Origin of the sequence: Thermococcus kodakarensis KOD1, assembly GCF_000009965.1 — an archaeon.
Taxonomy (GTDB): Archaea; Methanobacteriota_B; Thermococci; order Thermococcales; family Thermococcaceae; genus Thermococcus; species Thermococcus kodakarensis.
Map to the genome: position 1 here is coordinate 414,259 of NC_006624.1, position 26,322 is coordinate 440,580.

Genomic DNA, 26,322 nt, shown 5'->3' on the forward strand with positions numbered 1-26,322 from the left:
CTTCAATGAGGTGCAAACTTCGTGGAAAATTTATTGAGGTTGAAATAGATTTGGAATCCTTTGAGCCAGACCCATTTCCCGGCCGTTTTCCTATTCTTTTTTTGGTGGCTGGGCACGAAGTAGGTGGATACCACAATGAGGGATGGCTTGGCGACTCATATGGCCTCTTTCAGGATCTACTCCTCTGTACGAGAGATCTCCTAAAGTGCCCTGAAAGTTGTTTTAACAAAAGGAAAAACGCTGAGAGCGATGGTTTTAAGTTGTTACCTGATAGCTATGTCTGCGGACCAATACTTGACTTAGATTTTAACACGTATTATCTTGAAAGAAAGGGAGAATTGTTGCGTTTTCATTTCATAAATGAAGCTCCCAAGTATATTTCTTCGAAGAATTCCCTTCAGGGCACTATCGAACTACCGTTTGGGGCCTTTGTCGCCGATATTCTCAAAATAAGCGAGGAGTACCTTGAAAAATGTTTCCCAATAGAAATGGAGACTAAAGCCATGCAATATAACAGATTTACCGAGGAAATTTCTCGGCTTAGGCAATACTTAGAAAACCTCATACAGGAAATTAAAACAGAACTGGATTTTGGGCATTAATTGGGAAACATCCTTCTGGCTGATGGGCCAGAAGATCATCGTGAACGGTCAGGAGAAGCAGTTGCCCAGGGTTTTCAGGGATGAGGGGGAGCTGATGGAGTTCCTGAAGGAAGTCGTGGAAAGAGCTCTCAAGGACCCAGATTATCAAAAAGAATTCTTTAATAGACTTGGAGCACCGAAATCAAGCTTTGGGATTCCAGTGGATCTTAAGAAGCTTGGAATGCGTGTTGATGGGGTTGATGTTGTTAGGTTGGAGTTCAGGTTCGAGGATGGGAAGTTTGTCCTGGAGACGGCGTATCCTGTTGATGGTTGGGCTGTTGAGACGTTTATTCCTGGGAGAGGTGGCTGGCAGTGAGGTGATACGAATGTGGATCACCATACAAGGAAAACACTTGACGATAAAAATAGACCTAGATAGGTACATTCCATCTCCAGATCCTTTCTTTTCGATTTTTACGATAGATGACCACATACTCGTGGGAGCCTGCTGGAAGGGAAAACTCGAAGGAGATGAAAGTGATGTCTACAGAGTTTTTGAGAACTTGTTAGATGCGTGTTCTTGTCTTTTAGACCCGGAGCATCCGCATGTTCGGGCACTAACCAGGTTTGAGAGAAAGAATGCAGAAGAGGCAGGATTCCGGTTAAAAGGGGATGAGGTTGTGGTGTATCGGGGGGTTGAGAGGAACAGTATTTACTATGCTTGCTCTACCGGACGGATTGCGAGAATTTATTATCACAATGAGCTCCTTGAATTCACAGATTGCCCAGAATACAAGGGCAAGCATAAGGGCGTTGTTGAGCTTTCACTTAAGGAGTTCGTTGAGGACGTTCTGAAAATCAGCAGGGAATACTTGGAAAAATACGCTTCGATTATTGATAGGATTTTGATCGAGAATGAACACAATCCCGGTGATGACTATGAATACCTTTTGAACTTTTATCAGGAGGTTAAGAAAATGTACGAGAAACCCAGTTGCGGGAGCTCTAGCTTAAGCAAAAAAGAACATTGGGCGTGATCCCATGAACACGCTCAAATTATCTGGCAAGCACATCTACATAGAGGCTGACTTAGGGAAATTCTATGGGGGAGCATATCCCTTTCCCCTCATCATGTTACTGGATGACCATGTCATCGTGGGCATGTGCTGGAAAAAATGGAGTTCAGGGAAGCTGGTTGGGTCGCCAGGGGACCCATATGGAGTTGTGCAGGATTTACTGGACAGTGTGAGGTTCTTTATGGTGGCGAAGCCAAGACGGCTCGTTGGTGTTAAGCCGGACACTGTTAGAGAGTACGGATTTCAGGTTGGGGAGGACTCTTCGATTTACTCTGCAACATCGGTAGCGGACTCAGTCTTCATTTTTCTTGAAAGAAAGAATGATGTAGTGAAAATACATTACTATAACCAGCTTCTCTACGAAACAGATTGCCCGGAATTCAAGGGAATGGGCAGGGGTACAATTGAATTGCCTTTCTTGGAATTTGTTAATGATGTGCTCGAGATTTCGGAGGGATACCTCAAAAACTATGCAGGTGTCATAGAACGGATTATGAGAGAGTATGAGGAGGAACCGTATGACCATGATATCCTCTGGAGATGGTATCTGGAAATCAAGGAGGAAATTACAGGCAGGAGGATATGAATACATTGTCACTAGCTTGGAATACACGTTGATGGGATTGATGTTGTTCAGCTGGAGTTTAGGTTCGAGAAGGGTGAATTCGTCCTGAAGACGGCGTATCCTGTTGATGGTTGGGCTGTTGAGACGTTTATTCCTGGTAAGGGTGGCTGGCAGTGAGGTGATACGAATGTGGATCACCATACAAGGAAAACACTTGACGATAAAAATAGACCTAGATAGGTATATTCCCTCTCCTTATCCATTTTTTCTGATCTTTGGGATAAAAGATAACCTGATTGTAGGAGCCTGTTGGAAGGGTAAGCTTGAAGGAGCAGAAACAAACGTTTATGGGGTTCTCCAAGAGCTCCTTATAGCGTGCATTCAGATGCTTAACCCAAAGAGTAGCACTTCAAATTTTGCCAGAAAGGAAGCGAAGTGGCATGGGTTTGTTCTTAACGAGAACAATCCGTCTTATGAGCTCATTACGTCATCAAATCCATCTAGCATTCTTTACTTTGAAGCAGATGGGAATATCCTAAAAGTTTACTATTATAATGATCTGCTTGCATATACCAACTGTCGTGAATATGAGAACAGACATAGGGGTGTCGTTGAACTCCCGCTTAGAGAGTTCGTGGAGGATGTTCTGAAAATCAGCAGAGAGTACTTAGAAAAGTACGCTTCGATTATTGAGAAAATCAGGCTGGAGCATGGGGAAGAACCTGACGACTACGATTCCCTCAGGGGGCTCTATCGCGAGGTTGAAAGGTTGTATAGAGAGTCAGGATTCCGCTGAGGAGCTCTGGGGGTGATTCTGTGAGCTGGTGGCTCGGAAGTTTAAAGCCCATGAGGCTCGTTGGGAAGCACATAGAAATTGACGTGGACCCCAACGCCCCCACGTGCTTTCCATCTCCTATCCCGACCCTGATGAGAATTGACAGAAGGCTGATCATCGGCGGAATATTCAAATCCTCGGGATGCACTCCCTTGATGATGGATACAAACCTCCACGGCATGTTCCAGGACCTTCTCGACCTCTGCATCTCCTTTCTCGACCCCGACTTCGACGAGCAGGGGGAGATGGCGTATCCCAGAAGGGAGGCAAGAAAGTTGGGCTTTAAAATAGGGGACAGCACAAAGCTCTACCAGACGAGCCTCTTTGTGGACCAAGGGGTTACCACCGTGTTTTTTGAGCTCGTCGGGGAAAGGCTGAGGATTCACTACCTCAACGAGCTTCTCGGATGGAGCGACTGCGAGGATGCCAGGAAAACACACAGGGGGACATTCGAGGTTCCCTTTTTGGAGTTCGCGGAGGACGTTTTAGTGCTCTCTAGGAGGTTCCTAACGGAGGTAGCACCCATTATTGAGGAGGTCTGTCCCGAGCTTGACGATCCCGAGTACCTGTGGAAGCTGTACCTTGAACTGAACGCAAGGTTGGTGGGGGAGGATGATTAAGTGGGCGAAAACCTACTGGAAGGGCGGAGTGGCATCTATCTCCCTCACACGGGGCGGAGACATGATTGCTGCGGGGGTGGCGGAAAAGGAGCTGCATTTCTTGGCAGAATATGGCCCACGCAGGGTAATCCTCAGTGGGGGCTTCGTGGCAAGGCTCGGGAGAGATGGAAGCCTCAAGTGGTTTAGAATCATCCCGAAGGTGACCATAACCGATGCTGAAGTTACTGGTAACGGGGAAGTGGTATTGGTGGGGGTAACGAGGGAACCCCGCTCCATGATGCTGGGGGTGATCCTCAAATTCGATGGTAATGGAAACTTCCTGTGGGGCAGGAGGTTTAACGGAGGTGTGCTTGATAGCTTCAATGCCCTCACGACGACAAGAGACGGTGGAACTGTAGTTGTCGGCGAAACAAGAAGCTTCGGCGCGGGGGTCAGCGACGCCCTGGTCCTAAGGCTCGACGGAGATGGAAACTTTGTCTGGTGGGGAACCTACGGCGGCAAGCTGTGGGACGGGGCAGAGTCCGTAGCTATCGACAGAGAAGGGAGGATAGTGGTTGCGGGCTACACATACAGCTTCAGTGAAGGCCCATCGAACGCGTGGCTCCTCTGGCTCGATAACGAGGGTGATGTTCTTCTGGGGAAGACGTACGGAACGGAGAGCCTGGAAAAGGCCGTTAAAATCGCGCTGACTCCTGAGGGTGACCCCGTGGTGGTCGGGAAAACCTACGTTCCAATAAAGTCCCGCCACGATGCCTGGGCCATCCGCCTGGACGGCGAGGGGGAACCTGAGTGGGGGCTGAGATTTCCTGGGATGGAAGCCGTCGACATTGCGGTAAGCCCCAGCGGTGATCTGGTTGTCGCCATGGAAGATTTTGAGCTGGCCGGAATTGGCTCCACAGGAGAACCCTTGTGGGGAGAAAGGCTAAAGCTGAAAATGGACGGTGGACTGAGAACAGTTTTGGCGGATGAACACGTTCTCGTGGGAGGTGGAGCTCTCTGGGGAATCGGAGAAGCGTTCATCGCATCAATTCAGCCCGAAGGGGAACCTCCTGCTGTCCTTGACTGGAATCCTGAGGTGAAAGAAAGCGAGTGCACGGTTTTCAGGGCGTACGCTAACGGCGAGGCCTGCTTTAAGGCCACTCCCGTCGGAAGGTTCACCGAAGTGAGGCTAAAACCCGTGGAGTTCAAGCCAGATGTATTCAGCAGCTTCGAGGAGTTCGCAGAAAGCAGTTACGTTCGTCGTTGAAATGTCTGCGTTTCCATATTCCCTCACGAATACCTTTAAAAGGTGCCCGCGACTCTTTCTGGGGGGTTGCCATGTACAGGACGCACTACTCAAGCGAAATTACGGAGGAGTTGAACGGCCAGAAGGTTAAAGTCGCTGGCTGGGTCTGGGAAGTCAAAGACCTCGGCGGCATAAAGTTTCTCTGGATACGGGACAGGGATGGAATCGTCCAGATAACCGCTCCTAAGAAGAAGGTCGACCCGGAACTCTTCAAGCTCATTCCAAAGCTCAGGAGCGAGGATGTGGTTGCAGTTGAGGGAGTAGTTAACTTCACTCCAAAGGCCAAGCTGGGTTTCGAGATTCTGCCCGAGAAGATCGTTGTGCTGAACAGGGCCGAAACGCCTCTTCCGCTCGACCCGACAGGTAAGGTCAAGGCTGAGCTCGACACCAGGCTTGACAACCGCTTCATGGACTTAAGAAGGCCCGAGGTCATGGCCATATTCAAGATACGCTCAAGCGTCTTCAAAGCTGTGAGGGACTTCTTCCACGAGAACGGCTTCATTGAGATTCACACGCCCAAGATAATCGCTACCGCCACCGAGGGTGGGACGGAGCTCTTCCCGATGAAGTACTTCGAGGAGGACGCTTTCCTCGCTCAGAGTCCCCAGCTCTACAAGCAGATAATGATGGCCAGCGGTCTCGACAGGGTCTACGAGATAGCGCCGATATTCAGGGCAGAGGAGCACAACACAACGCGCCACTTAAACGAAGCATGGAGCATTGACAGCGAGATGGCCTTCATAGAGGACGAGGAGGAAGTCATGAGCTTCCTTGAGAGGCTTGTCGCCCACGCAATAAACTACGTCCGCGAGCACAACGCCAAGGAGCTCGATATACTCAACTTTGAACTTGAGGAACCCAAACTTCCCTTCCCGCGCGTGAGCTACGATAAGGCCCTTGAAATCCTCGGGGACCTTGGAAAGGAGATTCCCTGGGGAGAGGACATAGACACTGAAGGGGAGAGGCTTCTCGGAAAGTACATGATGGAGAACGAGAACGCTCCGCTCTACTTCCTCTACCAGTACCCGAGCGAAGCAAAGCCGTTCTATATAATGAAGTATGATAACAAGCCCGAGATATGCAGAGCCTTCGACCTCGAGTACAGAGGAGTTGAGATAAGCTCCGGCGGCCAGAGGGAGCACAGGCACGACATCCTTGTTGAGCAGATCAAGGAGAAGGGCCTCAACCCAGAAAGCTTTGAATTCTACCTTAAGGCCTTCCGCTACGGCATGCCGCCCCACGGTGGCTTTGGACTCGGCGCCGAGAGGCTGATAAAACAGATGCTCGACCTTCCGAACATCAGGGAGGTCATCCTGTTCCCGAGGGACAGGAGGAGGCTGACACCGTAAGGCCTTTATACTTTTCACCATTTAAACTGATAGCCAGCAACATAAACCTGCGGAGGTTGGAAAATGAGGAAACTCCTGGCTTTAATTTTGGGGATTGTTTTAATGGTTTCAGGTGGAATTACGTCTAATAAGGGCATTGTCCGCGCTGAAGAAACTAATTATGCAACCGTTGGGCCGTCCGTTCAGCTTAATCTAGGAGATTCTGTAACCCTTGGTGAGTACACTATCAAGTTCTCGGACATCAGCGTTGATTATAGCCAGGTTTCTCTGACGATTCAGGGGCCGACAGGGGCACCTTCAACTATAATAGTTCCCGAGGGCTCTAACGCGTACTATCCCAACAGCAAGAACCCCAAGCTAGTATTTGGAGCGGCTGTATGGACCAAAGACAAAAAGCCGCTCCTGTACCTTGACATAAAGTCCCCACTCAAAAAGGTAAACGGCGACCCGTTGATACTTTCCGCAGGAAAGAGCTACACCCTCCCAGTGGGTACAATAAAAGTCTATAAAGTCACTTCCACAGAGGTAACTTTCACGATTTACCTCCCGAACAATCCATCTAAGAGCATCACCCTCAAGGAAGGTGAAAGTGGGGGAGTTGCCTACGCATTCCCGAACACGGACTTCAAGTACTACGACTTCGTCTATGTTGAGCTCCTTGACATTACACCTGGAAAATCAGCGAAGTTCAACGTCTACATGCCGGCAGTTCCCGCTACAAAGATATCAGTGAGCCGCGCGGGGGGCTCGAGCTCAAGCTCGGGCTCGGGAACATCAACAACCCAAACCCTCATATCCCTGTACGATGGTCTCCTCTACACGAACGAAAAGCTGACCATCACCCAGAACAAGACCAAGTACGAGCTACAGCTCGTTTCGGCCGTCTCCACGAAGGCCAGTATAAAGGTCTACAAGGACGGCAAGGCACTAGACACTTACATAATCAGCATAGGTGCCATTAAGGACATCCCAAACACTCCCCTGAAAGTTTTGATATCGAAATCTGAACCGCAGTATGGAAGGGTGTCCCTAACGGTATATGGCCCGGAGGACGCAAAGGCGACGCCGATTCTTAGGCCGGCAACCATAGTGGCCTCGATAGACACCGTTCCAAAGACCGTCATGGTTGGACAGGACATGGTTATCATAGTAACGGTCGAGAACAAAGGCAAAGGCGATGCCTACGATGTTAACGTCGCAGCCCCAGTTCCGAACGGCTTCAAACTCGTTAGCTCAGTCAAGAGCTGGACGTTTAAGAGCTTTCCTGCATTCACAAAGATGCCCGCTTTAATATACGTTCTCCAGCCCACAAAGGTCGGAAAGTTCGATATTGGAAGGGTGATGGTAACCTACTACGATGATCAGAGCCTTGAAACTGGCAAGCAGAAGACCATATACTCCCAGCCCCTCAGCGGCATCATCGTGTACGGACTACCTGAGATAAAGGTCTCTGCGGTTGCCTCGAACGGTACTCATGAGGGCAACTACGTTCACACAGAGGCAGGCAAAAAGGTTCTCCTGAAGTTCAACGTAAGCGCCTCTGAGGGAGACCCCAACTACGAGTTCATAAAGAACGCGACGCTCCAGTTAGTATTCCCTGAGGGCATCAGCGGTGAAGCCGTTATTCCAGTCGGCGACCTTAAGGCAGGTTCATCAAAGCTCATACAGGCTTCCGTCACTGTTACGGAAAACGGCACCTTCCCGATTGGAGCAGAACTCGTTTACCAGGACCCGCTTGGTCGGGAACACCGGCTTGAAATCGGCAACGTAGTGCTGATTGACAGCATCCCACCGACGATCATTACAAAAGAGGTTAAGATCAAACTATGGCCGACCCCTGAGGAGCTTCCAGAATACATAAACAAGACACTCGCCAGCATGAACAACGCAACCCCACTAGCGGAGCAGATTCTCAACGTTTCCAAGGCATACCTACCACCTGAAGAGAAGAAAGGCAACCCGTGGAAACCTGCGGCAATAGTATTCCTGCTCGTTGCGCTCGTGGCAGGCGCTCTAGCAATCAATTACTGGAACGAGGCCAACAGACTCAAGGAGCAGCTGATGAAGAAGAAGCAGAGACGCCCAGGAGGACTTCCAAAGAAGGAAGAAGAGACCGAGGAGGATATCTCCAAATCTGAGGAGAAAAAAGTTATCTGAGCTTTTTCCATTGTTTCTTTTCTTACTTCATGCCAAGTTCATTCTTCTGAAGGGCATTTAACCCCTGTTGATCTCCTTCCCGCCGTAAACGGCGAGGCTTTCAAAGAAAAAAGTAACGATCAAAATAAAACCAAAAGCAAAAAAGAAGCTCGACGATCACTCGCTCAAAAACTCGAAGGCCAGGGCAACTTCCATTGCCGTTCCAATGTAGAGGACATCCTCATCCACGTCGAACTTCGGGTGGTGGTGAGGATAAATGATTCCCTTCTCCTCGTTTCGGATTCCGAGGGCAAGGAAAGCCCCGGGAACTTTCTGAAGATAGAAGGCAAAGTCCTCTGCGCCCATTGTTGGTCTAACCTCACCGTACTTCAGGCCATACTTCTCGGCAACTTTTCTGGCAAAATCAGCCATCTCTTTGGTGTTTATAGTTGGGGGTGTCAGCTCCTCTATGCTGAGCTCATACCTTGCTCTATGGGCCTTTGTTATACCATCGAGGATTTCTCTCATCCTCATCTGGATTAGTTCCCCAACTTCGGGCTTGAAAAAGCGGAAGGTCCCCTTGAACTCAACCTCCTCAGGGATGACGTTGAAGGCTGTCCCGCCGTGGACTGAGGTGACGCTGACAACACCAGTTTCAATTGGCTCGATGTTTCTGCTGACTATCGTCTGGAAAGCGAGAACGGTCTCGGCAGCAATTGGGATTGGATCAACTGTCTCGTGCGGAGAAGCCCCATGGCCTCCCTTGCCAATAATCTTTCCGTTGAATATGCCAGCCCCGGCAAGAAAAGGCCCGTCTCTGATACCGATAATACCGCTCGGCAAATCCATCCAAACGTGGAAGCCGAAGATAGCGTCCACTCCCTCCAAGGCGCCGCCTTCAATCATTTTAACCGCGCCGTTTCCACCTTCTTCAGCTGGCTGGAAGATAAGTCTGACCCGACCCTTCAGCTCATCTCTGTGTTCTGCTATTATCTTCGCCGCTCCGAGTAGCATAGCGGTGTGGGCGTCGTGACCGCAGGCGTGCATCTTTCCTGGAACTTTTGACTTGTAGGGAACCTCGTTCTCCTCCTGGATGGGCAGGGCGTCCATGTCCGCCCTGAGGGCTATCGTTTTTTCACCTTCGCCAATGTCCGCTATTATTCCAGTCCCAACACGCTTTATTGAGTACCCCCACTCGCGCAGGTGCTCCTCGACTATCCTGGAAGTTCTCTCCTCTTCGTACCCAAGTTCCGGGTGCATGTGGAAGTCCCTACGCCAGGATACGATCAGACTCCCTATCCTCTTCGCCTCGGAAACTGGGTCAAAGTTCATGGTCTCACCGAGAGTATTTGCAATAAAGGACGATATCAACTTTTTGATTCACATCTGGGCGAACCGTAAAATTTATAAACCCACCCAGATAGGTGATTACGGCGTCGATGGAAGTGGGCCGGTAGCTCAGCCTGGTATGAGCGCCGCCTTGGCAAGGCGGAGGCCCCGGGTTCAAATCCCGGCCGGTCCACCATCCTTGGGTTGGGCCCGTGGTCTAGACTGGTTATGACGCCACCCTGACAAGGTGGAGGTCCGGGGTTCGAATCCCCGCGGGCCCACCACAACAGCCCTTTCTTGCGAAAGCGCTGGCGGAAGAGGAGTATGCGCTTTTAAGCAGGCTTATTTTATGGGGGTTTACTTTCAATTGGCCAATTCAAAGGATTTTTCTCACCGTATAGTGCCCGAAGAGCGCTAAAAAAGAAAGTTCGAAATCACAATTACCAAGAGATTTTGAAAGTAAACCCGCGTGAAGTTGCTTTCTGGTAGGGCATACACTCTTTGACAGGAAAGTCAAAAGAAAGGGAGCACTTTTGGTCAAGCTTTTTCCAAAAGCTTCCTGCACGACGTTGAAGCGGAGCTTCAACGCACGGAACGATAGTTCCATTGAGTTTGATCAAGGCTCGCGGTTCCTTTTGAACTTGCCTTTTGAGACACCAGCAGAATGTCTTTTTGGACTATTAAGCCCCCTATCCCCGACTATTTTATCATGCAGGCCACAAAAGGTTTAATAAAATATATCTCTGCGCTCCATAATTGAAGTCATGAGAGCCCAGGGGGGTGAGTGCTTGGATTGGAGAGACTTCTTAATGTCACTAGACGATGGTATCAAAATAGTGTTCTCTGAGACGGGGTTGCTAGTAAGCAGTTTATTTTTTAGCGTTATTCTGACCTCCTCCCCGCCGTGAACGGCGAGGGTTCCAACGAGTCAACCCCTTGCCAATGACGGAGAGGTTTGAGGGGTCTCATTGAACCCAACTTTCAGCCAGGTTTTCAACCCCTCTGGCTCGGGCCTTGAGCCAGTTACCCCTCCCTTGGGCATACAAACCGCCCAAGTTCGGGGTTATGGTTTTGACAGCCTTCTTCAAGATGTTGAAAGCTCCAACTAAGTCGGCGTTGAAAATAAGCCCCGTTGCGGGACACTTAAACAATCCTCTAACAAAGCGAGCCCCTTCGTGAGGCTTCCCGCAAACGGGACAAGTCCTCGAAGTGAAAGCCTCATCAACCACCAAAACCTGAATACCATACTCTTCGGCGACTTCCTTGAGCCGTTTTATCACTGTGTTAAACCGCCAAACGTGAGAGAGAAGGTAATTTTGCTTTCTACCCTTGTTCGAGTTCCTCGCTATTCCCTTCGGATAACCGACCACAATTCTGGAAACTCCGCGGTGATAAAGCTTCTCAACGGTTTGTCTCACCGCCGTGTTAATGTAGTGCTTCGCCTGAAGCTTGGCCTTCTGGTGCATTCTTGCGAGTTTCTTGCTACTTTTAGCACCGCTTTTGTTAAGTTTGGACTGATACTCGGCAATCCTCTTCTGCCAGTAGAAATCAATGCTCTTGAGCGGTCTTCCATTGACTAAGAAGCTTTCACCATTCTCCACATAAACGGCCATTAAGTTGTTCACTCCCAAGTCAATTCCAGCGGAGAGGTTGCCCAAGGGTTGCCTTGGGAGTTCAACCCACTCACCATTGATTAGTTTCTCTTCCACCGTGTATGAAATATGAGCATACCACTTCCGCCTTATTGGGTTGTAAGTTATTTCTAACCGCCCTTGCTTGCCCTTCAAGTGAATTCTCCCCTCGAACTGGACTTCTAAGCGTTTAAACTTCCCAAGGCCTTTTAGGATTAACTTGTTCCCTTCAATTCTGTATTGGTCTTTTCTTAGAACGATTAAGCCTCTCTCCTTGATGTAGTTTGGAGGTTTGGGTTTGAACCATTTTGGTAGTTCTCCGTTCCGTTTGTTCCTGATGAGTGAGAAGAATGAACGCCAGCTTTCGGCGTTCTTTCTCGCTATTTGCTGGACTGTTGCCGAGCCTATCTCAGCCTTAAACTCTTCATAAACTATTTTCTCGGTTTTGTTAAAGTCTATTGGTTTGCCGTCAAAGAATTCTTGTCTCCTCAGATAGTTCACTTTGTTCCAAACTTTTGAACTGATTAGAGCTAACTCTTTGAGGATTTTCTCTTGGGCTTTTGAAGGTTGTAGCTTAATGGTTACTGAACGCTTCATTTCAAAGCATGGTATGTTTTTTAGGCTTTAAAATAGTTTTGCTTTCCTGCTCTCAGGCTGGTCTTTCGATTACTGCATCCCCGCCCTGAAGGGCGAGGCTTTCAAAAGAAAAAAGTAATGCTGTGGCGTAACAAGGATATTAACTGGATTATATCCTATTGGTCCGTTATTCTAACTACAGTGGGCTTTTTCGTTGGGCTGTTTATTGTTCTCCACAGTGTACGGAACTCGTACGAGCATGCCCGCAACGTAGTCTTAAGGGGAATAAAAAGCATATCAGGACTGCTGCTGGTGACATCAATGATAATAATACTAGGTCCCCTCTCATTAAGGACATTTATAATAACACTAGGCCCCATTAAAATAGGGGGTATAATTTTATCAATACTGGCCCTTGGTTTAATATCAGTTCCGTTTTACAGAGTATTTAAGAATCAAAATACAGGCGATTCATAAAAAATCTTTTAACTTCCTTCCCAATCTCCCCTCCGATGCTCGCCGTTAAAGTTCCAAAACGTGAAGCAGAAAAAATCAGAAGAAAGCTCATCGAGCTTGGAGTCTTAGCTAAAGGGTACTCCCCGAAACGAGAGGGAAATTTCGTGCTCTTTCCCGTTGAAATGCCCGTGGAGGGATTCGAGTTAGTTGAAGCGGAGTTCGAAAAAACTGAAAGGCGACCCCACAGCTACCGTGAGGTCGTTGAAGTCCCAGATGAGATTAAACCACTCCTGCCAAGCTCCTTTGACATCATAGGCGACATTGCGATAATCGAGCTTCCCGAAGAGCTCATGGACTATGGAAAGGCCATTGGAGAGGCTATTCTCAAAGTCCACCGCCACATAAAAGCAGTATTTGCGAAGGGTAGCAAGGTTTCTGGGGAATACCGCATAAGAGAGCTTATCCACCTCGCTGGTGAAAAGAGGACTGAAACCCTCCACCGTGAGAACGGAATAAGGCTGAAGCTCGACATCGCGAGGGTTTACTACACCCCTCGGCTCGCCACAGAGAGAATGAGGGTCTTTGAGAGAACCCAGCCGGGGGAAATCGTCTTCGACATGTTCGCGGGCGTTGGGCCATACTCGATACTCCTCGCCAAAAAGGCAAAGCTGGTCTTCGCCTGCGACATAAACCCCTGGGCGGTAAGGTACCTTGAAGAAAACAAGAAGCTCAATAAAACGCCCAACGTCATTCCCATCCTCGGAGATGTACGGAAGGTAGCTGGTCAGATTAAGGCTGACCGAGTGATCATGAACCTCCCCAAGTTCGCGGACAGGTTTTTGAAGGAGGCCATGATGAGCGTCAAATCCGGTGGAATAGTTCACTACTACGGCTTTGGTCCGGAGGAAGACCTGTTCTCCGAGCACGAGCAGAAGATAAAGGCCGTCGCGAGGGAACTGGGCTTTAAGGTCGAGCTTCTAGATGAGAGGAGAGTCCGTCCCTACGCGCCGAGGCAGTTCAACATAGCGATAGACTTCAGGGTTTGGAAATGAAGGCTTGTTTTGTGTGGAAAACAATGTTTATAAGGATAATGTTTTATCCATAAAACATGATTGAACAGAGGGTCTGGGAAGAGGTCATAGGCGATAACCTTGAACTCCGGGTGAAGTACGTAGAGCGCAACGTGAAGGTTATTTTTCCAAAAAGCCGAGCCCTGGCGGTTGTCGGACCGAGGAGGGCGGGAAAAACATACTTCCTCTTTCAGCTGTGGGATGCGATTGACAGCGAGAGGAAGAAAAGTCTTTACGTGAACTTTGAAGACCCGAGGTTAATTGGGGTAACTTCCAGTGACCTCATGGAGATGCTCAGGGTTTACTACTCCCTTCTGAACCACCCCAAAGGAACAAAGCTCACCCTCCTGCTCGATGAGGTGCAGGTGGTCGAGGGCTGGGAGAAGTTCGTCCGCTACCTCCTCGACAGGGGACACAGGGTAGTGGTGACGGGCTCCTCCTCAAAGCTCCTTTCTAAAGAAGTGGCAACTGTCCTCAGGGGAAGGGCAGTGACCCTAAACCTTTACCCCTTCTCCCTTCCAGAGGTTCTCATGGTCAAGGGGCTAAAAGGGGAGCTTCCAAGCCTGGAGACAAGGGGGAAAATTCGAGGGGTTCTGCGGGAGTGTCTCGAATGGGGCTCGTATCCTGAGACCGTCCTCCAGCCGGAGCTGAGGCGGGAAATTTTAAGGGAAATACTGGAGGTCACCATCTACCGGGACGTGGTCGAGAGGTGGAGGGTAGACAACCTCAAGGCGCTCCGCTTCCTCTTCAAGCTTCTGGCCTCTTCGAGCCATGCAACGATAACCAAGCTTCATTCCACCATGAAAAGCCTGGGAATAGCGGTTGGAAAGCCCACCCTTGCTAACTACCTCGAATACCTGAACGACGCCCTCGTGGTGTTTCCGCTCAGGGCGTACGTGAAGTCGGAGAAGAAGAGGGAGCTCCTTGGCTTCAAGCCGTATTTCGTGGATAACGGGCTACTCGCGGTGCTGGGCGTGAGAGACTGGAGCAGGTTGCTGGAGAACCTCGTTTTCACGGAGCTCCTAAAGCGCGGCCTTGAGCCGAACAGGGACCTGTTCTATTACGTTACCCAGGAGGGCAGGGAGGTGGACTTCATACTCCCCGGGGAGGAGCTTATTCAGGTCTCGTGGGAGCTCCACCCCGGAAACGAGAAGCGTGAGCTCTCCCCATTGGTGAACGCCGCGAATGAAACGGGAATTGAAAAGATGACGCTGGTCACTTGGGAGAGGTACCCGGCAGAGGGCATAAAAATTGGAGAAAAAAGCATCAGAGTTGTCCCGCTCGAAGAGTGGGCACTGTGGTGATCACTTGCCCGCTATCTTCACGTTCTCGAACTTTATGTGCGGCGTTATCATGGTGTTCATGAAGGGCATTACAGTCTGCTCTTTTGAGACCTCGCTTGCCTGCTGGAGAAGCTCGTAGACGTTGCCCGCTATGAGGAAGACCGCTGAACCCTTCACTTCGCCGTCCTCGATGAGGAACGCTGGATTGGCCGTTACCGCGAAGTTTCCGTTGTCCGGGTTGCTCGAATGCGCACCCTGGAGGCCGTCCACGAGGTATCCCCTGTCTATCTCCCCTATGATGTCCTCAAGGGAGCGCTTTCCGTTCTCGATGACAACGCTGTGGAAGCCTATGTTTATTCCGCCGCTCCTTATATCCCTCTTCCCGTTTCCTGTGCTCTCGGTGCCGTAAATCTTCGCCCAGTAGTTGTCCCAGACAAACCCCTTGAAGGCCCCGTTTTCAATGAGGACGTTCTTCCTAGTCGGGACGCCTTCATCGTCGGCTATTGTTGGCCTGAGGGAGAGCGGATGGAACGGGTCGTCATAGAGCGTTATGACCTCGCTCGCTATCTTCTCACCAACCTTTCCGGCGAGCGGCGTGGTCTCCTTAACAAGGCGCTCGCCGCTGAAGGCCGGGAGGAGGGTGTAGCTGAAGAGCCCAGCAATCGCCCACGGGCCGAATATTAGCGGAACTTCCTCATTCTTGCTTGGGACGACGTTGTAAGCCCACTGGACCTTCTGGACGGCTCTCTCCACGATCCCCTCAACGTCGAGGTTGAGGTCTCTGCGCGCGTCGAAGTCGAAGATTCCTGGTGTAACTACGCTTCCCTTCCTTCCAACAATCTCAAGGTACATGTACGCCGCTCCACCTTCCTGGAAGACGTCAAGACCGTGTGAGTTGAGGACGTGCCTCTCTTCCCATGAAACTCCTCCGGCTCCTCCAGCCACTACGGCGTTCTTGTCCTTCTCGCGGGCGAGCTTTATCCCCTTGACAAGCTTCTCGACCAGAATATCAGGAGAAGCCTCCTTGAGCTCGTAGTTCGGCTTCGGCTTTTCCCTGTACTTGCCCGGCTCCGGCAGGGAAACCCACTTCTCGTCGGGTGAGTTCAGCTTCGCCATCTTTGCTGCCTGTTCTATGGCCTCCTTCACCTTCTCCGGCTCGTCGCTGTCGACTATCGCTAGCCCGAGGCGCTTGTCCTTTATCCCGCGGATTATCGTCAAAGCCCCGCTTCTCGTCGAGGCCATCGAAATCTCGTTGAGCTCCACCGAGGCCTCGATATCCCTTGAGCGGTAAACGGCTATCTCAAGCTCGTCAAAAAACTTCTCGCCGAAGCGTATGAGGTTCTCCATACTTCAACCCTCCACCTCTGCGGTCTTAAGATCAAGACCAAGCTCCTTTATCTTCCTAAACATCTCCCCGAGGAGAACTTCCCGGGCACGCCATATTTCGATGCCGACGATGTTTCCTTTCTCGTCGTAATCCACCAAAAGGTCGTCGTCAATTTCCACAGTCTCAGCGGCCTTTCCGCTGGATACCTCAATGTAAAGTATGTCCCCGCGCGGGTCGTACCTGACCTTCATACTTCCACCCACCTACCTTTTTTGATGCGTCTCTCTATTTGAGTCTTTCTTGAGACCTCGTAAACTGTTACCACTTCAATGCCCTCGTGCGCCGCATCATAAACAACGACCAGCCAGCGGCCATTTTTCTTCACTGCTATGAAATGGCCCGTCAGCATGTCCACTGCCCTTATGTCGGGGTTCTGGAGTGCTGAGATAACGTCCTCCCCAGCTATTTCCCTTTTCCTGAGCGCTTCTACGGCGTGCCCAGTAAAGCGGACTTCAACCAATGATTATTCCTCCATCAAAGCGCATGTGCGGGCCGCCCGAGCTTACGAAGGCCGTCTGTCCCTTGCCGCAGAACCCTACTTCAAGGCCGAAGTCCTTGCCAACTGCTGAAATCTTCTTGAGGGCCTCGATAGCGACTCCCGTAATCGAGGTGTCCCTTATCGGTTCGGCTATCTCACCGTTCCTGATGACGTAGCCCTCCTGGATTCCAACCTGGAAGGCCGAGTTGAGCTGGGCCTGTCCACCGCGGAAGTCGACGACGTAGTAACCGAACTTGATGTCCTCTATGAGCTCCTCGAAGGAGTGGTCGCCTGGCTCGAAGATGGTGTTTCTCATCCTGATTATCGGTGGGTAGCGGTAGCTCTCCGCTCTTGCGTGTCCGTTCGGCTCCATGCCCCATTTGGCCGCGTATTCCCTGTTCAGCATTATCTCCTTGAGGATTCCGTTCTCAATGATGTGGATGTCCTTGACGGGAACGCCCTCGTCGTCGTACTTGTCGTTTCCAAAGCCGCCCTCAACAATCCTCTCGCTCATCGTGACGAACTCCGGAGCTATCTGCTTGCCGATTAAGTCCTTGAAGGGCGAGTTTATCGTCAGGTCAGCCTCAGCTAAATGTCCAAGGGCCTCGTGGGCTATGATGCCGACGACTATCGGTCCAGCCACGATGGGCCACTCGCCGCGCTTTGGAGCAACTCCCTTGAGCTGGCTCCACATCTTTCTCTTGAGCCTCTCGGCGACCTTCTCGTTCGGCTCCCTCTTAGTCATCAGCTCCCAGCCGTAGTCAACCGCGCCGATGCTGTCCCTCGCCATCGCGAGCTTTCCGTCGGCCTTTCCTGTGACGTAGGCTCCCTGGTAGAGGTAGTTGTAGTCCCACTCTATCCTCGTCCCTTCATTGGTCAGCAGGAGCTTTTTACCGCCACCGTCCTCGTAGCGTATCTGGACGCTCTTTACGGCTTCGTCCTCCTTGAGGATCTTCTCCAGCTCGCGGAGGTGGGAGACCTTCTCCTCAATGTCAACTTCCCTCGGCTTGATCTTCATCTTGCTCTTCACAAAGTCCTCAACGGGCTTTATCTCCGCCAGCTCTATCTTCTCCTTCTTCGTCTGGGCCGCGGCCTTGGCTAGCTTGTAGGCTTCCTCAATCTTCTTCTCGAGGTTGGTGAGGTCACTGGTTGAAGCAAAACCCCACGCTCCGTCAGCCAGAACCCTTATGGCGACGCCCCTGTGAAGCTTTCCAGTGAAGCTGGTAAAAACGCCGTCCTTGAGGCCGAGCGTTGTCTTTCTCAGGTCTTCATAGCGGAGCTCTATGTACTCCGCATTCAGGTTGTTCTCCGCCCACTTAAGGGCCCTCTCAAGCTCTTCCATGGCCATCACCGTTGATGTTTGTCCAGTATGGGTTCTCAACGAGATATAAAAGTCTTTTGAGGTAGATTGAACATTTCGATGAAATTCGAAAGCGAAGATTTTTTCAATACTGGAGATAATTATACCACGGGAGGGGTGGAGATAATATGAAGGCCGAAATCAAAAACCTCATAGACAGAGGCACTTATAGAAAGCTCCCACTCTTCGAGGGTGAGCTACCTGAGGGGAGCTACGCTCAGATAGTTGAAGTCAAGCCAAAGCAGACCGTCAAGAAGCATTACCATGAGCGCCAATACGAGCTCTTTTACATCATAAGCGGCGAGGCGAGGTTAGGCATAGGTGATACAGAATACCAGGCGAAACCTGGAGACATCTTCCTTGTAAAGCCGAAGACCGTTCACTGGGTAGTCAACGAAAAAGATGAACCCTTCAGGCTCTTCGTCGTTAAGCTGAACTATCACGGCGATGACTCAGTGTGGCTTGAATGAGCGGGTGGGAATATGCCCGAGAGGGTAATCGGAATCCTCGGTGGGATGGGCCCGCTGGCAACGGCAGACCTCTTCAGGCGAATAGTCGAGAGGACGCCAGCCAGGAGAGATCAGGATCACCCGAGAATAATAATCTACAACAACCCCAAGATACCTGACAGAACGGCCTTTATCCTTGGAAACGGCCCAGATCCGAGGCCCGAACTTATAGCCAGCGCAAAGAAACTCGAAAGCTGGGGCGCGGACTTCATAATAATGCCCTGCAATACCGCCCACTTCTTCGCCGAGACAATTCAGAGGGCGATAAACATCCCCCTAGTAAGCATGATAGAAGAAACTGCAAAGAAGATTGAATCAATGGGCCTCAGGAAGGTTGGCCTCCTTGCCACCGACGGAACGATAAAGGGAATGGTCTACCACAGGGCGCTCCTTAAGAGGGGCATCCACATAGCAGTGCCAAACAAAAAGGATCAGGGGCTCGTCATGAAAGCGATCTATGAAGGCGTTAAGGCTGGAAACCTCGAACTCGGCAGGGAGCTTCTCTTAAAGGTTGCGAAGAAACTTGAGAGGAGGAGTGAGGGAATAATAGCCGGTTGCACGGAGGTAAGTGTCGTCCTGAAGTCGGAAGACTTGAACGTCCCCCTGATAGACCCGATGGACGTAATAGCCGAGAGGGCTGTAAAGCTAGCACTTGGTGCCGAGGACTTCTAAATCCACCCCTTTCTTCTAAAGTAGAGGAGCATGCCTACCGCTATCACGAGCATCGTTGTTAGGACTGCAGGATAACCGTAGCGCCACTGGAGTTCGGGCATATACCTAAAGTTCATGCCGTAGAGGCCCGTAATAAAAGTCAGCGGAATGAATATCGTCGAAACAACCGTTAGGATTCTAATTATGTCGTTAGTTCTCATCGAGATCGTGGAGTAGTAGAGGTCTATCAGGCTGTTGGCGAGCTCACGCTGGCCCTCTAGGATTTCCAGAACCTCACGAACATGGTCGTGGAGCTCGTCAAGAAAAGGCCGTGTACCTTCACTGAAAAACCTTGACCCCTCAATTTCGAGCCGTCTGAACGCCTCAAGGAGCGGAAAAACAGTTCTCCGCATGAAGAGGATGTCCTGCCGTATGCGGTGTATCTTTCTAAGGGTTCTTGTGTCGCTTCTCGAAAGTATCTCGTTCTCAAGTCCCTCGATTTTGGAGCTTATGGCCTCAATTATCGGGACGTAGTTCTCCACTATTGCCTCTAGGAGAGCAAAGAGAAGGTAATCCGCCCCCTGTTCTCTGAAAAGGCCCTCTCCCTCGCGGATACCTTCCCTTATGGGGTCAAAAACGTCCCCGGGTATCTCCTGAATTGTTATCAGGAAGTTGTCTCTCAGGATGATGCCGACTCTCTCCCTTTTTAAGCCTCCCTCGCTCTCGTAAACCTGGTGGACGATGAGAAACAGATATTCTGGAAACACGAAGACTCTAACACGGGAGGTCTGTCTTTGAAGAGCCCTTATGGGCCTCTCGTGGATTTTAAAAACGTCCCTTAGCTGCTCCCCCAAAGAAAGACCGTCAACGTTGATCCAGACAACCCGATAATCTTGGAATCCAAGGGCCTCTTCTAGGTTTGAGAGTTTCCTGCTAACGAATTTGTCCTTTGAGTAAGCTATCGCAGTAATCTTAGACTCTTCCTGTTTTTTCATTTCTCTTCCTCCGTTCAACGGCACGGACAATTGGTAGAGAATAGTAAAAGAAGAAATTATAGTTTTCGGCCGAAAGGACTTAAAAGCCAGTGGCGAATTTGGGCTGGTGGTGGAGAACATGGAGATAGGCCTCGTTGGAAAGCCAAACGTTGGAAAGTCCACATTCTTCTCGGCGGCAACTCTCGTTGATGTGGACATCGCTAACTATCCGTTCACGACGATAGACGCTAACGTTGGGGTTACCTATGCGATAGCAGAGCACCCGTGCAAGGAACTCGGATGCACGCCGAACCCCCAGAACTATGAGTACAAGGATGGAAAGGCGCTGATCCCGATAAAGATGATAGACGTTGCGGGTCTCGTTCCCGGGGCGCACGAGGGGCGCGGCCTTGGAAACAAGTTTCTTGATGATCTCAGAATGGCGTCAGCGCTGATCCATGTCGTCGATGCTACCGGAAAGACCGACGCAGAGGGCCAGCCAACGGACTACCACGACCCGGTTGAGGACATCGAGTTCCTTGAGAGGGAGATAGACTACTGGATACTCGGGATACTCAAGAAGGGCTGGGAGAAGTTTGCCAAGAGGATAAAGCTCCAGCATATGAAGCTTGAGGGGGCGATAGCCGACCACCTCTCCGGAATCAGCGTGAGCGAGGAGGACGTGTGGGAAGCCATTCACAGGCTCGGCCTCAGCGACGACCCAACGAAGTGGACTGATGAAGACCTGTTCAACTTCGTCCGCGAGCTCAGAAAGGTGAACAAGCCGATAATCATAGCAGCCAACAAGGCGGATGCCGCAAGCGATGAGCAGCTAGAGAGGCTGAAGAAAGAGGGTGAAAAGAGGGGATACATAGTAATCCCGACCTCGGCGGCGGCCGAGCTAACGCTGAGGAAAGCCGCCAAGGCGGGCTTTATAGACTATGTCCCTGGAAGCTCAGACTTCAAGGTTCTCAAAAAACTGAGTCCAAAACAGGAGAAGGCCCTTGAGCTAATAAGGGAGAAGGTTCTCCAGCGCTTCGGTTCGACGGGTGTGCAGGAGGTAATAAACAGGGCGACCTTTGAGCTCCTCAAGCTGATCCCCGTCTATCCCGTCCAGGACGAAAACAAGCTCACAGACCAGTTTGGGAACGTCCTCCCGCACGTCTACCTGCTCCCGAAGGGCTCAACGCCAAAAGACCTGGCCTACAAGGTGCATACTGACCTTGGAAAGACCTTCCTCTATGCCGTCAACGCGAGAACAAAGAGGCGCGTTGGTGATGATTACGAGCTCCAGTTCAACGACATAATAAAGATAGTGGCAACGGCGAAGTGAGCTGCCGTTTTGGGTCAGTTTCCCCTTTTTCAATCAGCTTTTATCAGCTGGAGCTCGTCTGAATCTTTTCCTTCAGGAGCTCCTGGTAGAGCCTGGGTTCAACGTCCTTCTCACTGAGCCCGAGCTTTTCTGCAATCTCCCATATCCTTCTTTTGGCGTATTCAACGTCCTTACTCATGACTTCGATATCGAGAAAAGCGCCCAATCCTTCAACATCGCTCAGCTCGAATGTCACATCGTCAAGTTTGTAAACGAGCCTCCTCTTCCTTATCCAAACGTCTTCCTCAAACCCTAGTCTTTTGAGTATTTCAACTGTAGTCTCGAAGTCGGAGACCTCGACCTCAAGCTCGTCGAACTCCTCGTTTCTGCCAGGATCCTGTATGGACTTATACGTCAGAAAAGCCTTCCCAAGGTTGGGGATTTTTCTAACGCGGAGGAGGTTGGGGAGGGGAAGGGAAAAATAGAGGTCTTCCTGGACTTCTTCCCTGATGAATGATGCTCCAAGCCCTTCAATTTTTCTCCTGATGTCTTCAAACTCAACTCTGAACTTTATTTCAATCTCCATCAGACGTCCACCAGGAAGCCTATGACGTCTTCACCCTTTACGATGTTGGTGAACGGAAATACTTCTACCTTTCTGAGGCTCGGAAGGGTTCTTATCGTATCGTCGACGAACTTCTCTATCTGCTCCTCTGTTTCCCCGCCGATGAGGGCTATAATTCCGTTTCTGCCGCTCCTTGCAACTGCCAGAACGTTCGGGAGCATTGAGAGTGTTTTTGTGATGTGATTGATGTACTTCTCAAGGAAGTCCTCTATCACGGGAATCTCCGTCTCAATGTACACTGCAACTACGGATTTTGGCTTCAGCGGCTCTCCAAGGATTATTGTGTACCTATCGATTACACCTTTTTCAATAAGCTTTTTGATTCTAAAGTGGATCGTGGATTCCGGTCTATTTAACCTCTCTGCTAGCTCTGATATCGTTAGTCGGGCATCTTGTTTTAACAGCTTGAGTATAGCCCTATCAAGGTCGTCCAGCTGTACCATGGATCGTCCCCCAACGTTTGTATAATTCATGAGGTATTCCAAGAATATCTAAGATTCTGCCAATTATAAAGTTTATCATATCATCCACAGTTTTAGGTCTTGTATAAAATCCAGGGGATGCGGGCATAATCACAGCCCCCGCCCTGGCGGCCTTCATCATGTTTTCAATATGAATCATGTTGAGTGGAGTCTCTCTGACGAGCAGAATCAGTTTTCGTTTTTCCTTGAGGGCTACATCGGCTGCCCTCGTTATTAAGTTGTCGGCATAGCCGTTGGCTATCGCCGAGAGCGTCTTCATTGAGCAGGGGGCGACAACCATGGCATCGAAAGGATGAGAACCTGACGCGACCGGGGCGAATAGGTCTTTTTCGTCATAGTCGGGCTTTAACTTGATTCCAAGCTCGTGATATGTGACTGCTATTCCTGTCCTTGAAGCAAGAACAACAACCTCATGCCCAAGCTCTTTCAAAACTTCTACCAGCTTCACACCATAAACGGCCCCGCTTGCCCCCGTTATTGCGACAATGACTTTCATCCAATCACCTAACGTTCGCTAGGGACGCTTGTTTTAAACTTTTCCGGCAGATTTTTATACTATTTCAGGTTACTATCCTCGGTTGAGGGAGATGAGCGAAGTCATAAGAGTGCTTTTAGAGGAGGCAACAAAGGTAGCGGAGAAAATTGGGGCAAAGGCATTGGTCATTATGGAGGAGCTTCCTGAAGAGGAAATCCCTGACGTTGGCATTACCGTTGTTATAGTTGGCTCTACGTTTGATGTTGAAAAAGATAATGTCAAGAGGATATCAATTCCCCAGAACCTCGACCTCAACAACCTTCTCAACCTCATTTCGGCTTTTCTGCTTGAGCATGGAATCCTGTCAGAGGGCGACTCATTTGTCTACGTAACGGAGAACCTGATCGGCGTTCGTACAATAAAGAGGTCAATCGTTGCCATGAAGAGCTTCTTCGCCCAGAACCAGAACGTCCTTCAAAGGATGCTGGAGATTGCGATAGAGCTGAGTATAGAGGGGAGAGAGGGAAATCCCGTGGGGACGATATTCGTCATAGGCGACACGAGGAGGGTTCTTAAACATTCGAGACAGCTCATTCCAAACCCGTTCAAAGGGCACAGGATAAACGTGCTGGACAAGGAGAGCAAGGAAATAATAAAGGAGTTCGCCCAGCTGGACGGAGCTTTTCTCATCAGGGAAGACGGCAGGATAGTGGCCGCTGGAAGGTATCTTGAGGTAGAGCCGAGGGTTATAGACCTGATGCTTCCCCCCGGGCTGGGAAGCAGGCACATAGCAGCCGCTGGAATAACAAAGATAACCAGCGCGATGGCAATAAGCCTCTCGGAGAGCGGAACTATAAGGATATTCAAGAACGGGCTGATGCTCCTCGAATACAACCCGAGACTGAAATACTGATAAAAGAAGAGATCAAACGTTGAAGATGCGGATGGTGTTCGTCCCCGCGGTCTTTCCTATGGGCGTTCCCTTCGTCAGAAGTACCGTATCGCCCTCATCTACCAGTCCGAGCCCGGTTATCACGCGCAGTATCTCCTCTTCGCTGGTGTCCTCAACGAGGAACGGATAAACGCCGTAGGAGAACATCAGAGTGTTTTTGACCCATTCATCAGTTACAAATGCCAGTACCCACTGCTTTGGCTTAAAACGGGCTATTAGCCTCGCAGTTTGTCCCATCCTGGTCGGTGTTAGTATGTATTTAATGTCTATGGAGTTCAGGGCCTCTATTATACTCCTCGTTATTGCGTCCTTTATGGTACCCTTTGTCGGCCGTGTACCCCTCAACTCACTCATCTTCCATTCGACGGTTCTTTCAGCCCATTTGGAGTCCCTGTATGCCTCGGTAGTCTTCGCTATCCTGGCCATCATTTTGACGGTCTCAACCGGGTACTTTCCGACCGCCGTCTCCTCGGAGAGCATCACGGCGTCGGTTCCATCAAGGATTGCGTTCGCAACATCGGTGACCTCAGCCCTCGTTGGGAGCTTCTCGTGGGTCATGCTCTCTAGCATCTGAGTCGCTGTTATCACGGGCTTTCCCGCACAGTTTGCCTTTTGGATAAGCTTTTTCTGGAGAATCGGGAGCTTTTCTATGGGCATCTCCACTCCGAGGTCTCCCCTGGCTACCATGACCCCGTCCGCCGCCCTGAGAATCTCGTCGAAGTTTCTCACCGCGTCGGGCCTTTCTATTTTGGCTATCAGGAACAGCTTGCCGTTCCTTTCCTCGACGAATCGCCTTGCCTTTAGAACGTCGTAGGCGGAACCGACGAAGCTTATGCCGACGGCGTCAACTCCGTGCTCCAGAGAGAACTCCAGGAATTCTAAATCCTTCTCGGTTATTGCTTCGATAGCCAGGCGAGCCTTGGGAATGTTGATTCCTTTGCGGGAGAAGAGAGTTCCTCCGACGAGCACCTTACAGATGACATCCTGGTCCCTGACGTCTTCAACCCTTAGCGCTATGAAACCGTCGCTGAGATAGATGACGTCCCCCTTCGAGACGAGCCTTGGAAAGTCCTTGAACTCAACGGGTATAACGGCCTCGTTGCCGATTACGTCCCTCGTGGTAAGGGTTACCGTCTGCCAGCGTCTCAGCGTCACTGAGCCGCCCTCAATCTCACCAACGCGGATCTTCACTCCGGGCAGGTCTCCGAGAATTGCAACGGGCCTGTTGAGCCTCTCAGAGACCTTTCTCACGAGTTTTATCGACTTCTCGTGCTGTTTCAGATCACCGTGGGCGAAGTTTATCCTTGCAACACTCATCCCCGCTCGAACCATTGCCGTTATGGTCTTTTCGTTGAGAGACGCAGGACCTAGGGTGGCTATTATCTTGGTTTTCTGTCCTGGGAGCCGCATGATACCACCTAAGAAGAGATTATGGCAACATCTTAAATTAATCTTTCCCCTTGGTATCTGCTAAAAGGTTCCGTTCAAGCTTCCTGCGGCAAGAGTCGCAGTAGCCCAGAAACCTTGAGTCCCACTCCTCAAGCGTCTGTGGTGGGTTCATTACACAGTCGTTGGGACAGTGTTCCAGCCCGAAAGAGTGCCCAATCTCGTGGAGCATGCCCTTGATAAGCCGCGTCTTGAACGCAGGAAGCTCTCTAGAGAGGACTCTCTCCGCTAAGCTCCTTAGGTCATCATCGGCCAGGGGATTATCGAGTATCTTCAGGGCCATCCTCATGGAATCGGACTCAAATGGGCGCATGGAGAGGAGCATTACTCTCCTGCCAAGCCTCTCTGTTTGGAATCCCAGAAATTTTTCATAGAATCCAAAGTACTTATCCCTGGAAGCTAGGGGAAAGCTTGTTATCCCGAATATCTTATTCATGTTGAGCCCGTCGTTCTTTTCAAGTTCTACCTTAAGCCGGTAGTCCATAAAATCCACCAGGACGTCTAGCGGGAACAGCCTGACCTTTCCTTCTGGTGTTTCAAGGGTTATTAAGTACCCGGGCTCCAGAATAAGCTTGTCTAAATACACGAGGCGAATAGGAAGCCTCCACTCCTCTAAGAGCCTGTTTACGTCGTTGTATGCCTCGAAGAGAGCTTCCTCAACCCTTTCGGATACGAAGTTCGAGACGTATGTGAAGCCTATGTACTCCATTTTACTGCCCAGGGGATTTTGGGAGGAGCCTTATAAAGTTTTTAGGGGCGAACCGTGAAATTTTTAAACGACTTCATATAATTCAGCGCGGGCGATGGCGTCCGCCCGGGGCTTCGAGCCCGAACCGCTCGAAAGGGCTGATGACGCCTGTTCTACTCCATAGGAGGCGG

28 protein-coding genes, 2 tRNA genes and 1 riboswitch are annotated in these 26,322 nt (G+C 50.4%); of the genes, 18 read left to right on the forward strand and 12 right to left on the reverse strand.

What is annotated here, in order from left to right:
• Window positions 1-5: 5 nt before the first annotated feature.
• The 9 genes from TK_RS02395 (at window position 6) to TK_RS02435 (ending at window position 8,468) form a co-directional block, all read left to right on the forward strand.
• Window positions 6-602, forward strand: coding sequence for a hypothetical protein (locus TK_RS02395; protein WP_011249440.1), 597 nt, complete (start codon window positions 6-8; stop codon window positions 600-602).
• Window positions 603-624: 22 nt separating this feature from the next.
• A complete protein-coding gene (locus TK_RS02400) occupies window positions 625-957 on the forward strand; it encodes a hypothetical protein (RefSeq protein ID WP_011249441.1) in 333 nt (110 codons plus the stop codon).
• Between the two features lie 10 nt (window positions 958-967).
• A complete protein-coding gene (locus tag TK_RS02405; RefSeq protein ID WP_011249442.1) occupies window positions 968-1,618 on the forward strand; it encodes a hypothetical protein in 651 nt (216 codons plus the stop codon).
• Between the two features lie 4 nt (window positions 1,619-1,622).
• Window positions 1,623-2,243, forward strand: coding sequence for a hypothetical protein (locus tag TK_RS02410; RefSeq protein WP_011249443.1), 621 nt, complete (start codon window positions 1,623-1,625; stop codon window positions 2,241-2,243).
• Window positions 2,244-2,409: 166 nt separating this feature from the next.
• Window positions 2,410-3,018 (forward strand): hypothetical protein, encoded by a 609-nt coding sequence (locus tag TK_RS02415; protein WP_011249444.1) that lies wholly within the window; start codon window positions 2,410-2,412, stop codon window positions 3,016-3,018.
• A 20-nt stretch (window positions 3,019-3,038) separates the two neighbouring features.
• Entirely contained in the window at window positions 3,039-3,677 is a 639-nt protein-coding gene (locus tag TK_RS02420) for a hypothetical protein (RefSeq protein WP_011249445.1), read from the forward strand.
• A 100-nt stretch (window positions 3,678-3,777) separates the two neighbouring features.
• On the forward strand, window positions 3,778-4,923 hold the full coding sequence (locus TK_RS11625) for a hypothetical protein (RefSeq protein ID WP_143598664.1): 1,146 nt from the start codon (window positions 3,778-3,780) through the stop codon (window positions 4,921-4,923).
• Between the two features lie 71 nt (window positions 4,924-4,994).
• The gene (aspS, locus tag TK_RS02430; RefSeq protein ID WP_011249447.1) at window positions 4,995-6,311 is read left to right on the forward strand and encodes an aspartate--tRNA(Asn) ligase; all 1,317 of its coding nucleotides are present in this window, start codon (window positions 4,995-4,997) and stop codon (window positions 6,309-6,311) included.
• Between the two features lie 63 nt (window positions 6,312-6,374).
• The gene (locus TK_RS02435) at window positions 6,375-8,468 is read left to right on the forward strand and encodes a BatD family protein (RefSeq protein ID WP_011249448.1); all 2,094 of its coding nucleotides are present in this window, start codon (window positions 6,375-6,377) and stop codon (window positions 8,466-8,468) included.
• Between the two features lie 156 nt (window positions 8,469-8,624).
• Here TK_RS02435 and TK_RS02440 read toward each other — a convergent pair whose 3' ends face one another.
• Window positions 8,625-9,779, reverse strand: coding sequence for a M20 metallopeptidase family protein (locus TK_RS02440; RefSeq protein ID WP_011249449.1), 1,155 nt, complete (start codon window positions 9,777-9,779; stop codon window positions 8,625-8,627).
• 115 nt (window positions 9,780-9,894) lie between these two features.
• Here TK_RS02440 and TK_RS02445 point away from each other — a divergent pair.
• Window positions 9,895-9,972, forward strand: a tRNA-Ala gene (locus TK_RS02445).
• Between the two features lie 10 nt (window positions 9,973-9,982).
• A tRNA-Val gene (locus TK_RS02450) sits at window positions 9,983-10,060 on the forward strand.
• A gap of 681 nt (window positions 10,061-10,741) precedes the next feature.
• Here the strand turns inward: TK_RS02450 and TK_RS02455 are convergent.
• Window positions 10,742-12,004, reverse strand: coding sequence for an RNA-guided endonuclease InsQ/TnpB family protein (locus TK_RS02455; protein WP_011249450.1), 1,263 nt, complete (start codon window positions 12,002-12,004; stop codon window positions 10,742-10,744).
• 300 nt (window positions 12,005-12,304) lie between these two features.
• On the opposite strand from TK_RS02455, the gene TK_RS12000 reads away from it, so the two are divergent.
• The 3 genes from TK_RS12000 to TK_RS02465 are packed head-to-tail and all read left to right on the forward strand — an operon-like array spanning window position 12,305 to window position 14,813.
• Complete coding sequence (locus TK_RS12000) at window positions 12,305-12,460, forward strand: hypothetical protein (protein ID WP_158298049.1); 156 nt, start codon at window positions 12,305-12,307, stop codon at window positions 12,458-12,460.
• Window positions 12,461-12,495: 35 nt separating this feature from the next.
• Window positions 12,496-13,491, forward strand: a complete 996-nt coding sequence (locus TK_RS02460; RefSeq protein ID WP_011249452.1) for a tRNA (guanine(37)-N1)-methyltransferase Trm5b — start codon at window positions 12,496-12,498, stop codon at window positions 13,489-13,491.
• 56 nt (window positions 13,492-13,547) lie between these two features.
• The gene (locus TK_RS02465; RefSeq protein ID WP_011249453.1) at window positions 13,548-14,813 is read left to right on the forward strand and encodes an ATP-binding protein; all 1,266 of its coding nucleotides are present in this window, start codon (window positions 13,548-13,550) and stop codon (window positions 14,811-14,813) included.
• On the opposite strand, the gene TK_RS02470 is transcribed toward TK_RS02465, so the two are convergent.
• The 4 genes from TK_RS02470 to TK_RS02485 are packed head-to-tail and all read right to left on the reverse strand — an operon-like array spanning window position 14,814 to window position 17,999.
• Window positions 14,814-16,139, reverse strand: a complete 1,326-nt coding sequence (locus TK_RS02470) for a TldD/PmbA family protein (RefSeq protein ID WP_011249454.1) — start codon at window positions 16,137-16,139, stop codon at window positions 14,814-14,816. It lies immediately after the preceding gene.
• A gap of 3 nt (window positions 16,140-16,142) precedes the next feature.
• The gene (locus TK_RS02475) at window positions 16,143-16,370 is read right to left on the reverse strand and encodes a DUF2283 domain-containing protein (protein ID WP_011249455.1); all 228 of its coding nucleotides are present in this window, start codon (window positions 16,368-16,370) and stop codon (window positions 16,143-16,145) included.
• Complete coding sequence (locus TK_RS02480; protein ID WP_011249456.1) at window positions 16,367-16,639, reverse strand: DUF4258 domain-containing protein; 273 nt, start codon at window positions 16,637-16,639, stop codon at window positions 16,367-16,369. Before TK_RS02480 ends, TK_RS02475 begins: the two co-directional genes overlap by 4 nt.
• On the reverse strand, window positions 16,632-17,999 hold the full coding sequence (locus TK_RS02485; RefSeq protein ID WP_011249457.1) for a TldD/PmbA family protein: 1,368 nt from the start codon (window positions 17,997-17,999) through the stop codon (window positions 16,632-16,634). Before TK_RS02485 ends, TK_RS02480 begins: the two co-directional genes overlap by 8 nt.
• Window positions 18,000-18,145: 146 nt before the next feature.
• On the opposite strand from TK_RS02485, the gene TK_RS02490 reads away from it, so the two are divergent.
• Window positions 18,146-18,487 (forward strand): cupin domain-containing protein, encoded by a 342-nt coding sequence (locus TK_RS02490; RefSeq protein ID WP_011249458.1) that lies wholly within the window; start codon window positions 18,146-18,148, stop codon window positions 18,485-18,487.
• 12 nt (window positions 18,488-18,499) lie between these two features.
• Window positions 18,500-19,198 carry an aspartate racemase gene (locus TK_RS02495; protein WP_011249459.1) on the forward strand — a complete coding sequence of 233 codons (699 nt, stop codon included), beginning with the start codon at window positions 18,500-18,502 and terminating at the stop codon, window positions 19,196-19,198.
• Here TK_RS02495 and corA read toward each other — a convergent pair.
• Window positions 19,195-20,172, reverse strand: coding sequence for a magnesium/cobalt transporter CorA (gene corA / locus TK_RS02500; protein WP_011249460.1), 978 nt, complete (start codon window positions 20,170-20,172; stop codon window positions 19,195-19,197). The two genes, TK_RS02495 and corA, sit on opposite strands and share 4 nt — an antisense overlap.
• A 118-nt stretch (window positions 20,173-20,290) precedes the next feature.
• Between corA and TK_RS02505 the strand changes: the two genes are divergently transcribed.
• Entirely contained in the window at window positions 20,291-21,484 is a 1,194-nt protein-coding gene (locus TK_RS02505; protein WP_011249461.1) for a redox-regulated ATPase YchF, read from the forward strand.
• Window positions 21,485-21,527: 43 nt separating this feature from the next.
• Here TK_RS02505 and cyaB read toward each other — a convergent pair whose 3' ends face one another.
• Genes cyaB through TK_RS02520 form a run of 3 tightly spaced genes read right to left on the reverse strand, consistent with a single transcriptional unit; the run spans window position 21,528 to window position 23,066 of the window.
• Window positions 21,528-22,049 carry a class IV adenylate cyclase gene (cyaB, locus tag TK_RS02510; RefSeq protein ID WP_011249462.1) on the reverse strand — a complete coding sequence of 174 codons (522 nt, stop codon included), beginning with the start codon at window positions 22,047-22,049 and terminating at the stop codon, window positions 21,528-21,530.
• Window positions 22,049-22,531 (reverse strand): Lrp/AsnC family transcriptional regulator, encoded by a 483-nt coding sequence (locus TK_RS02515; RefSeq protein WP_011249463.1) that lies wholly within the window; start codon window positions 22,529-22,531, stop codon window positions 22,049-22,051. The genes cyaB and TK_RS02515 overlap by 1 nt, the downstream gene beginning before the upstream one ends.
• Window positions 22,509-23,066: a UbiX family flavin prenyltransferase gene (locus tag TK_RS02520; protein WP_011249464.1), complete on the reverse strand. Its 558-nt coding sequence runs from the start codon at window positions 23,064-23,066 to the stop codon at window positions 22,509-22,511. Before TK_RS02520 ends, TK_RS02515 begins: the two co-directional genes overlap by 23 nt.
• Before the next feature lie 91 nt (window positions 23,067-23,157).
• Here TK_RS02520 and TK_RS02525 point away from each other — a divergent pair, with 91 nt between their 5' ends.
• Window positions 23,158-23,958 carry a DNA integrity scanning protein DisA nucleotide-binding domain protein gene (locus TK_RS02525; protein WP_011249465.1) on the forward strand — a complete coding sequence of 267 codons (801 nt, stop codon included), beginning with the start codon at window positions 23,158-23,160 and terminating at the stop codon, window positions 23,956-23,958.
• A gap of 12 nt (window positions 23,959-23,970) precedes the next feature.
• Here TK_RS02525 and pyk read toward each other — a convergent pair whose 3' ends face one another.
• Window positions 23,971-25,407, reverse strand: coding sequence for a pyruvate kinase (pyk, locus tag TK_RS02530; protein ID WP_011249466.1), 1,437 nt, complete (start codon window positions 25,405-25,407; stop codon window positions 23,971-23,973).
• 37 nt (window positions 25,408-25,444) lie between these two features.
• Entirely contained in the window at window positions 25,445-26,152 is a 708-nt protein-coding gene (locus TK_RS02535) for an archaemetzincin (RefSeq protein WP_011249467.1), read from the reverse strand.
• 81 nt (window positions 26,153-26,233) lie between these two features.
• A riboswitch (Fluoride riboswitch) is annotated at window positions 26,234-26,309 on the forward strand.
• Window positions 26,310-26,322: the final 13 nt, after the last annotated feature.

Bases quoted from the DNA above. Each gene is read 5' to 3' on its own strand.
- TK_RS02395 (WP_011249440.1), top strand. From the start codon at position 6: ATGAGGTGCAAACTTCGTGGAAAATTTATTGAGGTTGAAATAGATTTG.
- TK_RS02400 (WP_011249441.1), top strand. From the start codon at position 625: ATGGGCCAGAAGATCATCGTGAACGGTCAGGAGAAGCAGTTGCCCAGG.
- TK_RS02405 (WP_011249442.1), top strand. From the start codon at position 968: ATGTGGATCACCATACAAGGAAAACACTTGACGATAAAAATAGACCTA.
- TK_RS02410 (WP_011249443.1), top strand. From the start codon at position 1,623: ATGAACACGCTCAAATTATCTGGCAAGCACATCTACATAGAGGCTGAC.
- TK_RS02415 (WP_011249444.1), top strand. From the start codon at position 2,410: ATGTGGATCACCATACAAGGAAAACACTTGACGATAAAAATAGACCTA.
- aspS (WP_011249447.1), top strand. From the start codon at position 4,995: ATGTACAGGACGCACTACTCAAGCGAAATTACGGAGGAGTTGAACGGC.
- TK_RS02435 (WP_011249448.1), top strand. From the start codon at position 6,375: ATGAGGAAACTCCTGGCTTTAATTTTGGGGATTGTTTTAATGGTTTCA.
- TK_RS02440 (WP_011249449.1), bottom strand. From the start codon at position 9,779: ATGAACTTTGACCCAGTTTCCGAGGCGAAGAGGATAGGGAGTCTGATC.
- TK_RS02455 (WP_011249450.1), bottom strand. From the start codon at position 12,004: ATGAAGCGTTCAGTAACCATTAAGCTACAACCTTCAAAAGCCCAAGAG.
- TK_RS12000 (WP_158298049.1), top strand. From the start codon at position 12,305: ATGATAATAATACTAGGTCCCCTCTCATTAAGGACATTTATAATAACA.
- TK_RS02460 (WP_011249452.1), top strand. From the start codon at position 12,496: ATGCTCGCCGTTAAAGTTCCAAAACGTGAAGCAGAAAAAATCAGAAGA.
- TK_RS02465 (WP_011249453.1), top strand. From the start codon at position 13,548: ATGATTGAACAGAGGGTCTGGGAAGAGGTCATAGGCGATAACCTTGAA.
- TK_RS02470 (WP_011249454.1), bottom strand. From the start codon at position 16,139: ATGGAGAACCTCATACGCTTCGGCGAGAAGTTTTTTGACGAGCTTGAG.
- TK_RS02475 (WP_011249455.1), bottom strand. From the start codon at position 16,370: ATGAAGGTCAGGTACGACCCGCGCGGGGACATACTTTACATTGAGGTA.
- TK_RS02485 (WP_011249457.1), bottom strand. From the start codon at position 17,999: ATGGAAGAGCTTGAGAGGGCCCTTAAGTGGGCGGAGAACAACCTGAAT.
- TK_RS02490 (WP_011249458.1), top strand. From the start codon at position 18,146: ATGAAGGCCGAAATCAAAAACCTCATAGACAGAGGCACTTATAGAAAG.
- TK_RS02495 (WP_011249459.1), top strand. From the start codon at position 18,500: ATGCCCGAGAGGGTAATCGGAATCCTCGGTGGGATGGGCCCGCTGGCA.
- corA (WP_011249460.1), bottom strand. From the start codon at position 20,172: ATGAAAAAACAGGAAGAGTCTAAGATTACTGCGATAGCTTACTCAAAG.
- TK_RS02505 (WP_011249461.1), top strand. From the start codon at position 20,291: ATGGAGATAGGCCTCGTTGGAAAGCCAAACGTTGGAAAGTCCACATTC.
- cyaB (WP_011249462.1), bottom strand. From the start codon at position 22,049: ATGGAGATTGAAATAAAGTTCAGAGTTGAGTTTGAAGACATCAGGAGA.
- TK_RS02515 (WP_011249463.1), bottom strand. From the start codon at position 22,531: ATGGTACAGCTGGACGACCTTGATAGGGCTATACTCAAGCTGTTAAAA.
- TK_RS02520 (WP_011249464.1), bottom strand. From the start codon at position 23,066: ATGAAAGTCATTGTCGCAATAACGGGGGCAAGCGGGGCCGTTTATGGT.
- TK_RS02525 (WP_011249465.1), top strand. From the start codon at position 23,158: ATGAGCGAAGTCATAAGAGTGCTTTTAGAGGAGGCAACAAAGGTAGCG.
- pyk (WP_011249466.1), bottom strand. From the start codon at position 25,407: ATGCGGCTCCCAGGACAGAAAACCAAGATAATAGCCACCCTAGGTCCT.
- TK_RS02535 (WP_011249467.1), bottom strand. From the start codon at position 26,152: ATGGAGTACATAGGCTTCACATACGTCTCGAACTTCGTATCCGAAAGG.